Below are 7911 nucleotides of genomic sequence, written 5' to 3'. Positions count from 1 at the left end.
GACGTCCTCGTCGAGGTGGTTGCGCAGCTCCTCGCGGTGCTCCTTGAGCAGGTCCCGGCACGTTGTAGGAGCCGGGATGTGCGAGGTCTCGAACTCCGCCGGGTACGCACGTCCAGCAGGCGCGGCGCGCGGCCGCGTCGATCAGCTCCCGCAGGCTGGCGGCGTCGAGGGTGGCGGGGCGGGTGATGTCGGAAGTACTCATATCTCCTCTTTCACGGGCAAAGCGCTACACGTCATGGCAGGGGGATTCGGCCGGCGCCGGACGGCGCCGGCCGGATTGCGGTGCTGAGGTCGGCTTCGGTGACCATCTCCAGGCCGGCGTCTGCGGCCTGGTCGAACTTGTCGTCGACGACGACCACCTCGCGGCCGGCGTTCGCCAGCAGCGAGGCTGCGGCGGTGGCCCGGTAGCCGGAGCCGCAGTGCACCCAGACGGCGCCGGCCGGTACGTCGGCCAGCCGCTTGGGGAGGTCGGGCAGCGGGATGTGCACGGCGCCGTCGATGTGGGCGGCCCGCCACTCGTTGGTCATCCGCACGTCGAGGACCACGTCCGCAGCGGGCAGGCCGGCGGGGGCGTGCCCGGCGCGGGCCGCCGCGAGGGACGGGAAGTCGGACATCCGCAGCTCCCGCAGCTGTCCGGGCTCGGCCGCCCACTGCTCGGCCTCGCCGGTGGCCTGCGCGGCCGGGCGGTCGATGCCGATGCGGACCAGCTCGCGCTGCGCGTCGGCCACCTGCTCCGGTGTCTCGGCGAGCAGGGTGATCGGCACGCCCCAGTCGATCAGCCAGCCGAGCCAGGTGGACATCGGGCCGTCCAGCCCGAGGCTGACCGTCCCGGCCAGGTGCGAGGCGGCGTACGCCTTGCGGTGCCGTAGGTCCACCACCCACTGCCCGGCGGCCATCCGCTCGCGCAGTTCGGCGGCGTCGGCCCGGGTCACCGGGGTGAGGTCGACCGGGGCCGGACCGGCGAAGTTCGCCACACCCATGTGGGCGTAGTACGCCGGGTAGGCGTCGAGACCCGCGAGGGTCTCGGTCACGAACGTGTCCGCACCCAGCGCGAGCGCCGGGTTGGCCTGCTTCTCCCGACCGATCGTCGACTCGGGCGCATCGGACTGGCTGGCCGAGCAGAAGCTGCCGAAACCGTGCGTCGGCCACACCTCCGCCCCGTCGGGCAGCAGATCCGCCAGCCGCTTCGCCGAGGCGTGCTGGTGGTGGGCCAGCTCGTGTGCGTACTCCTTGCCGAGCAGGTCGGTGCGCCCGGTCGTGCCGAACAGCAGCGACCCGCCGGTGAAGACACCCGCCGGCTGCCAGCCCCCGTCGGTGGCCTCGTCGAGGATGTACGACAGGTGGTGGAAGGTGTGGCCCGGCGTCGCGACGATCCGGAGCTGCATGGAGTCGGACACCGCAACCGCGTCACCGTCGGAGACCGGCATCCGGTCGAAGCCGACCTCGTCGGCTGCGGCCACCAGGTAGCGGGCTCCGGTCACCCGGGCCAGTTCCAGGCCGCCGGAGACGTAGTCGTTGTGGATGTGCGTCTCCACCACATGGGTGATGCGGACGCCCTTCTCCCCCGCCAGATACATGACCCGGTCGATGTCGCGCTGCGGGTCGACCACGATCGCCACCTGCCCGTCCGAAGCCAGGTAGCTCCGGTCACCCAGGGACGATGTCGCGATAACAGACACCTCAACTGTCACTGCCGTTCTCCTGTCAAAACCTACATACCCCGGGGGGTATACGGGGAGCACAGTCCGGCCACTCATGTCCAACGGTTACCCGCCCGCGCCGCCGTCAAGCAGCACGGGCGGGTCGACCGCTCAGGCGAGTGCCAGGAAGAGCTTCTCCAGCTCCCCCTCGGTCGTTCCGGCGCCTCGCCGCGCTCGCGGGCGGCCTCGCAGTACCGCATGCCCGAGGCGATGATCTTGTAGCCGGCGCGGTCGATGGCCTTCGACACCGCGGCCAGCTGGGTCAGCGCCTCGCGGCAGTCCTGACCGCTCTCCATCATCGCGATGACGGCATTCAGCTGCCCCCGTGCCCGCTTGAGCCGGGTCAGCGCGTCGCTGGTCATTTCAGGTCGAAGATTCATCGCCCCACCTTTCGGCTCCACCATACCCCGGGGGGTACGGAACCGCGACGGGATACCCCCACGGGTATGCTGAACCTCGAAGGTCGCCGACACATTCCGCCCCTGGGCGGCGTGCACGGCGGTCGCCCTTCTCATACCTGGGAGGTTCCATGACTGCGGTCCGGCATCATCAGGTGGTCATCGTCGGCGGCGGCACCGCCGGCATCAGCGTGGCCGCGCGGCTACGGCGCCAGGGCGTCACCGACATCGCCCTGGTCGAGCCCTCCGAGTACCACTACTACCAGCCGCTCTGGACTCTGGTGGGAGGTGGCCTCGCCAAGGCCGGCGAAACCGCACGGCCGCAAGGCAAGCTCATCCCAAGGGCGTCACGTGGACCCGGGACCGGGCGGCCGGCGTCGACCCGGACAACCGGATCGTCACGCTCGCCAGCGGCGACACGCTCGCCTACGACCAGCTCGTCATGGCCCCCGGGCTGCAGCTCGACTTCGAGGGCGTGCCCGGTCTGGCCGAATCGGTCGGGCGGAACGGGGTGTCGAGCAACTACCGGTACGACCTCGCCCCCCGCACTTGGGAGTTCATCCGGAAGGTCCGCGGCGGCACGGCGATCTTCACCATGCCGGCCGGCCCGATCAAGTGCGGCGGCGCGCCGCAGAAGATCGCCTACCTGGCCGCGGACTGGTGGCGTCGGCAGGGCGTATTGGACGGCGTACGCGTCATCCTGGTGCTGCCCACCGCGACCATCTTCAGCCAGCCGGACTGGGCACGGGTCCTGGAGGGCGTGGCCGCCGGCTACGGCATCGAGGTGCGCTACGAGTCCCAACTGGTCGAGGTCGACGGCGACAGCCGTCGGCGGTCATCCTCGACAGCAAGTCCGGCACCAAGGAGAGCATCGACTACGACCTGCTGCACGCCGTGCCGCCACAGAGCGCGCCGGCCTGGCTGAAGGACAGTGCCCTCGCCGATCCTGCCAGCCCGTTCGGCTACCTGGCAGTCGACCAGTACAGCCTGCAGAGCACCCGCTGGCCGGACGTCTTCGCACTCGGTGACGTGGCGAACCTGCCCACCTCCAAGACCGGGGCGGCGATCCGCAAGCAGGCGCCGATGGTGGTGGCCAACATGCTCGCCGCGCGCCGGAGCGAGCCGCTGCCGGCCCGCTACGACGGCTACACCTCCTGCCCACTGGTCACCGCCCACAACCGGATGCTGCTGGCCGAGTTCGACTACCAGCTCAAGCCGACGCCCAGCTTCCCGTTGATCGACACGATGAAGCCGCGCTACGACATGTGGCTGCTCAAGCGCCACGGGCTTCCGGCGATGTACTGGCACGGCATGCTGCGCGGCCTCCTCTGACCGGCCCGGCACGGCTTTGCCGAATCACCCACGCCGGTCGTGTCGCGGCCGGCACCATCTCCGCTGAGGGAGAGCAGAGCATGAGCTACGCGATGACGATCCGGCTGTCCGCCGGGTTCGCCCCGACCGTCGAGCGGGTCCGGGCGGCACTGAAGGACCAGGGCTTCGGGGTGCTCACCGAGATCGACATGCGGGCCACACTGCACGAGAAGCTCGGCGTCGAACTCGAGGAGTACGTCATCCTCGGCGCCTGCAACCCCCCGCTGGCCCACCGTGCCGTGCAGGCCGACCGGAACATCGGCCTGCTCCTACCGTGCAACGTCGTGGTCCGCGCCGACGGGCCGGACGCCACCCTGGTGCAGGCGCTCGACCCGCAGGTGATGGTGCAGCTGAGCGACGCCGCCGACCTGCGGACGGTCGCCGACGAGGCAACCAGGCGACTGCGGGCCGCCCTGGACGCCCTCTCCGGATGAGAAACGGCGGGGTGCGGGCATCGCCCGCACCCCGCCGTGGTCGTTCAGGCTGTCACCGGCTGGCCGGCTCCCCGGAGATCTTGGCCCGCACCTCGTCCATGTCGAGGTCGCGGACCGCCTGGATCACCTGCTCCAGAGCCGCGGCCGGCAGCGCACCCGGCTGGGAGAAGACCAGCACGCCGTCCCGGAAGGCCATCAGCGTCGGGATCGACCGGATCTGGGCCGCCGCGGCCAGACCCTGCTCCACCTCGGTGTCCACCTTGCCGAACACGATGTCCTGGTGCTTCTCGCTGGCCTGCTCGAAAACGGGCGCGAAGCCGCGGCAGGGACCGCACCAGCTCGCCCAAAAGTCGACCAGCACGATCCCGTCGCGGGTGACGGTCTCCTCGAAGTTCGCGCCGGTCAACGCCACGCTCGCCATGTCCAACCTCCACGTTTCGGCAGTGCTCTCGCACCGGCCAACATACCCCCGGGGTTTACATTCCCACTCGACGGGCGGAATACCGAGCCGGGCCCGGCGCGCTATGGTCGACGTAAATACCCCTGGGGGTATACGGATCGGAGGATGAGATGCAAGAGGTGAACCTGGCGGACTTCGCCGCCGCGCACGCCGAGGGGCCACGGTGGTGGACGTCCGTGAGCCGTTCGAGTACGTCGAGGGCCACGTGCCCGGCGCCCGGTCGGTGCCGCTGGGACAACTGGCCGCAGCGGTCGGAGAACTTCCCCGCAGCCGCCCGGTCTACGTCATCTGCGCCAGTGGTGGCCGCAGCCTGTCCGCGGCGCAGTTCCTGGCCCGCGCGGGCATCGACGCCCGGTCGGTCGCCGACGGCACCGGCGGGTGGGCCCGCAGTGGTCGCGACATCGTGACGGGAGCGGACGCGTGAACCTCGGTGGAATGCTGAAGAAGGTCTTCGGAAAGCCCTACACCTCCATCGGGCCCGAGGAGGCTGCGGCGCTGGTCGCCGATGGAGGGCTGTTGCTCGACGTTCGGGAGCCGGCCGAATGGCGTGCCGGCCACGCACCCCGGGCCCGGCACATCCCGCTCGGCCAACTCGCCGGCCGGGCCGGGGAAGTGCCGGCGGACCGGCCGGTGATCACCGCGTGTCGGTCCGGGGCGCGCTCGCGGCAGGCAGCCGCGCTGCTCGCCCGCGACCACCACCAGATCTACAACCTGGCCGGCGGGATGCGGGCCTGGGTCCAGGCCGGAATGGCGCTCCAGGCCAAGGGTGGGCGGCCCGGGCACCTGGCCTGAGGGTCGTCCGGCGGGAAGGTCCCGAGGATGAGGACCTTCGGCCCGTCCTATACCCCCAGGGGTATGCGCTATCGTAATCGCATCGCTGCTCATCACCGTGAAGGAGTTCGGCACCATGTTGTTCACCCAGTACTACCTGGACTGTCTGTCCCAGGCGTCGTACCTGATCGCCGACGAGAGCACCGGCCGGGCCGTGCTGGTCGACCCCCGCCGCGACATCGACGAGTACCTGACCGACGCACGAGCCCGCGGCCTCACCATCGAGGGAGTCATCAACACCCCACTTCCACGCCGACTTCCTCGCCGGGCACCTCGAGGTCGCTGCCGCGACCGGCGCGTGGATCGGCTACGGGCACCGAGCCGAGACCGAGTACCCGATCCGCAAGCTCACCGACGGGGAGCGGATCAGCCTCGGCGACGTCACCCTGGAGGTCATGGAGACCCCGGGCCACACGCCCGAGTCGATCAGCGTGCTGGTCTACGAGCACACCGACGACGCCACGCCGTACGGGGTGATGACCGGCGACGCGCTGTTCATCGGCGACGTGGGCCGACCCGACCTGCTCGCCTCCTTCGGCGTGACCGCGGACGAACTGGGCGCGATGCTCTACGACAGCGTCCAGTCCATCGCAAGCTGATGGGCTGCCCGACGAGGTCCGGTGTCTTCCCCGCCCACGGCGCCGGCTCGGCCTGCGGGAAGAACCTCTCCACCGAGCGGCAGTCCACCATCGGCGAGCAGCGCCGCACCAACTACGCCTGCGCCCCGATGAGCCAGGCAGTTCCTCGCCCTGTTCACCGGCGGCCAGCCGTCCGCGCCCGGCTACTTCGCCTTCGACGCCGTGCTCAACCGCAAGGCCCGCGAGCTGTTCGACCACACCACCCGAAGGCCCCTCGCCCGCTCGACGCGCCGAGTTCGCCCAGGCCGCGCCGACGGCGCGGTCGTGGTCGACGCCCGCGACCCGCAGGAGTTCGCCACGGGCCACCCTCGCGGGCCGTCAACATCCCCCGCCGACGGGCGGTTCGCGAGACCGCAGGCAGCGTGATCGCCCCGGACCGCAAGGTACTCGTGGTCGCCCCACAGGACCGGGAGGAGGAGATCGTCGTACGGCTCGCCCGGATCGGCTTCGACCACGTCGTCGGCTACCTCCGCGAGCCCGAAGGCGCGTTCCTCGAGATGGCCGGGGACATGGCCCCGCGAGCCGGTTGACCGCCACCGAGCTGCGCGACGCGCTGGACCGCCCCGAGGCGCCGGTGGTGCTCGACGTCCGCAACGCCGGTGAGCGCGAGCAGGGTGCCATCCAGGGCTCCCTGCACATCCCCCTCGCTGAGCTGACGCGGCGCCTCGACGAGGTGCCGGCGGACCGGGCGGTCGTCGTGCACTGCGCGGCGGCTACCGCTCCTCGGTGGCGGCCAGCCTGCTCCGCAACGTCCGGCCGGGCGGACGTCTCCCGACCTGCTCGGCGGCTACGGCGCATGGCAGGCGCTGCACGCCGCGGTCTGATCCGACCACGACGAGCCGGGCAGGTGACCGGGGACAGCCCGGCCACCTGCCCGTCCCGCAGGAAGGTGAGACATGACAGGGTGAACGGGCGCGGGCACCGCCGGGCCGAGGCTCGGCCTGCGCGCGAACGCCGCCCAGTTCCTCCTCCTCGTCGTGGTCAACGCGTTGGTGGGTACGTCCGGCCGGGCGTGGAACCGCCGGGTCTGCTCGCCCACCGGCAGCCCACCCGCGCCCCAGCGCGACCAGTGCCAGCATCTCGGAGAAACTGCCGCCCACCGGGCCCTGCGGCACGGTCGGCCGGACGGGGTGCGGTCCGGCGTGCGGTCCTGCTTGAACGCGGTCGAGGTCACCGCCGGGTACTGCACCACCGGATGTCGCCGTGCACCTCCAGCGACACCGACTCCTCCGCCGCGAGCGGATGGCCCGCGGCCACCGCGAGCACCCGGCGCTCGCGCATCAGCACCGGGCCGTTCGCCATGCCGTCGAAGGGGTACGAGGCGATCAGCACGTCTATCGTGCCGTCCCGCAGGCTCGACCGGGTGCTGGCCAGAGGTGCCTCGTGCACGTGCACCTCGCAGTCGGGTGGCGCTCGGTGAACAGAGAGACCGCCCGCAGCAGCACCGGAAGCTGTCGACGTCGCCGACGTACGCCACCCGCAGCTCGCCGATGAGCCCGCGCCCGGCGTCCACGGCCCGCTGGACCGCCTCCTCGATGCCGGCCACCAGCGGCGCATCTCCTCGGCCAGGCGGGCGCCGATCGGGGTGAGGCCGGACGACCCGGCGGTGCGCTCGAACAGCGGCGCCGATGCGACGTTCCAGCTTGCGCACCACGTGACTGACCCGCCCGGTGCTCACCCCGCAGCCGCTCGGCGGTCCGCCCGAAGTGCAGCTCCTCGCCAGGGTCAGGAACGTCTCGATCTCGTACCGCTCCAGCACCGGGCACCTCCGTCGTTGCCTGCGGTCAACGATCGTAGTCCGGTTCGGGCTTGTCCGGGTGGCGCGCCGGACCAGGGTGACGGCATGCAGAACCATCTCGTGACGGTGACCGTTTCGACCACCTCGTGCTCTCGGTGAGCGACGTCGAACGCTCCCTCGACTTCTACTGCGCCACGCTCGGCCTGGCCCCGGTGCGGGTCGACAGGTGGGGCCGGCGAGGTGCCGTTCCCGTCCGTACGCGTCGACGCCGGCACCATCATCGACCTGGTGCGGGGCGAGCCGGCGGATCCAACGTGGACCATTTCTGCCTGGTGGTGGAG

9 protein-coding genes and 3 pseudogenes are annotated in these 7911 nt (G+C 71.2%); 7 read left to right on the top strand and 5 right to left on the bottom strand.

All coding sequences use genetic code 11. From position 1 onward, the window contains the following. The 3 genes and pseudogenes from KSK32_RS32955 to KSK32_RS32945 form a co-directional block, all read right to left on the bottom strand. Positions 1–202, bottom strand: a pseudogene (locus KSK32_RS32955) (sulfurtransferase); the annotation flags it as partial. Positions 203–233: 31 nt separating this feature from the next. Further along, complete coding sequence (locus KSK32_RS32950; protein ID WP_216936577.1) at positions 234–1691, bottom strand: MBL fold metallo-hydrolase; 1458 nt, start codon at positions 1689–1691, stop codon at positions 234–236. 120 nt (positions 1692–1811) lie between these two features. Further along, positions 1812–2080 (bottom strand): annotated as a pseudogene (locus tag KSK32_RS32945) (metal-sensitive transcriptional regulator). A 460-nt stretch (positions 2081–2540) separates the two neighbouring features. Here KSK32_RS32945 and KSK32_RS34120 point away from each other — a divergent pair. The 3 genes from KSK32_RS34120 to KSK32_RS32935 all read left to right on the top strand — a co-directional run bounded on the left by KSK32_RS34120 (position 2541) and on the right by KSK32_RS32935 (position 3903). Beyond that, the gene (locus tag KSK32_RS34120; RefSeq protein WP_254188978.1) at positions 2541–3023 is read left to right on the top strand and encodes an FAD/NAD(P)-binding oxidoreductase; all 483 of its coding nucleotides are present in this window, start codon (positions 2541–2543) and stop codon (positions 3021–3023) included. Next, entirely contained in the window at positions 2993–3430 is a 438-nt protein-coding gene (locus KSK32_RS34115; RefSeq protein WP_254188977.1) for an FAD/NAD(P)-binding oxidoreductase, read from the top strand. Before KSK32_RS34120 ends, KSK32_RS34115 begins: the two co-directional genes overlap by 31 nt. 80 nt (positions 3431–3510) lie before the next feature. Continuing rightward, positions 3511–3903 (top strand): DUF302 domain-containing protein, encoded by a 393-nt coding sequence (locus KSK32_RS32935; protein ID WP_216933186.1) that lies wholly within the window; start codon positions 3511–3513, stop codon positions 3901–3903. 52 nt (positions 3904–3955) lie between these two features. On the opposite strand, the gene trxA is transcribed toward KSK32_RS32935, so the two are convergent. Next, a complete protein-coding gene (gene trxA, locus KSK32_RS32930) occupies positions 3956–4324 on the bottom strand; it encodes a thioredoxin (RefSeq protein ID WP_216933185.1) in 369 nt (122 codons plus the stop codon). 202 nt (positions 4325–4526) lie between these two features. Between trxA and KSK32_RS32925 the strand changes: the two genes are divergently transcribed. The 3 genes and pseudogenes from KSK32_RS32925 to KSK32_RS34775 all read left to right on the top strand — a co-directional run bounded on the left by KSK32_RS32925 (position 4527) and on the right by KSK32_RS34775 (position 6656). Further along, entirely contained in the window at positions 4527–4787 is a 261-nt protein-coding gene (locus KSK32_RS32925) for a rhodanese-like domain-containing protein (protein WP_308163846.1), read from the top strand. Between the two features lie 11 nt (positions 4788–4798). Continuing rightward, positions 4799–5155: a rhodanese-like domain-containing protein gene (locus KSK32_RS32920; protein ID WP_216936321.1), complete on the top strand. Its 357-nt coding sequence runs from the start codon at positions 4799–4801 to the stop codon at positions 5153–5155. A gap of 115 nt (positions 5156–5270) precedes the next feature. Further along, positions 5271–6656: pseudogene (locus KSK32_RS34775) on the top strand (rhodanese-like domain-containing protein). Positions 6657–7002: 346 nt separating this feature from the next. On the opposite strand, the gene KSK32_RS34770 reads toward KSK32_RS34775, so the two are convergent. Then, on the bottom strand, positions 7003–7221 hold the full coding sequence (locus tag KSK32_RS34770) for a LysR substrate-binding domain-containing protein (RefSeq protein WP_308163845.1): 219 nt from the start codon (positions 7219–7221) through the stop codon (positions 7003–7005). A 495-nt stretch (positions 7222–7716) separates the two neighbouring features. On the opposite strand from KSK32_RS34770, the gene KSK32_RS34090 reads away from it, so the two are divergent. Beyond that, on the top strand, positions 7717–7911 hold a 195-nt coding region (locus tag KSK32_RS34090; protein ID WP_308163844.1), incomplete at its 3' end, for a VOC family protein.

It is taken from the genome of Micromonospora sp. WMMB482, from assembly GCF_019038635.1.
Taxonomy (GTDB): Bacteria; Actinomycetota; Actinomycetes; order Mycobacteriales; family Micromonosporaceae; genus Micromonospora; species Micromonospora marina.
Note: the sequence above shows the minus strand (reverse complement) of the source record. Positions and strands in the feature narration are given on the sequence as shown.

What these genes read in the sequence shown, in the direction of transcription:
- KSK32_RS34120 (WP_254188978.1), top strand. Translation starts at nt 2,541, where the DNA reads ATGGCCCCCGGGCTGCAGCTCGACTTCGAGGGCGTGCCCGGTCTGGCC.
- KSK32_RS32935 (WP_216933186.1), top strand. Translation starts at nt 3,511, where the DNA reads ATGAGCTACGCGATGACGATCCGGCTGTCCGCCGGGTTCGCCCCGACC.
- trxA (WP_216933185.1), bottom strand. Translation starts at nt 4,324, where the DNA reads ATGGCGAGCGTGGCGTTGACCGGCGCGAACTTCGAGGAGACCGTCACC.
- KSK32_RS32920 (WP_216936321.1), top strand. Translation starts at nt 4,799, where the DNA reads ATGCTGAAGAAGGTCTTCGGAAAGCCCTACACCTCCATCGGGCCCGAG.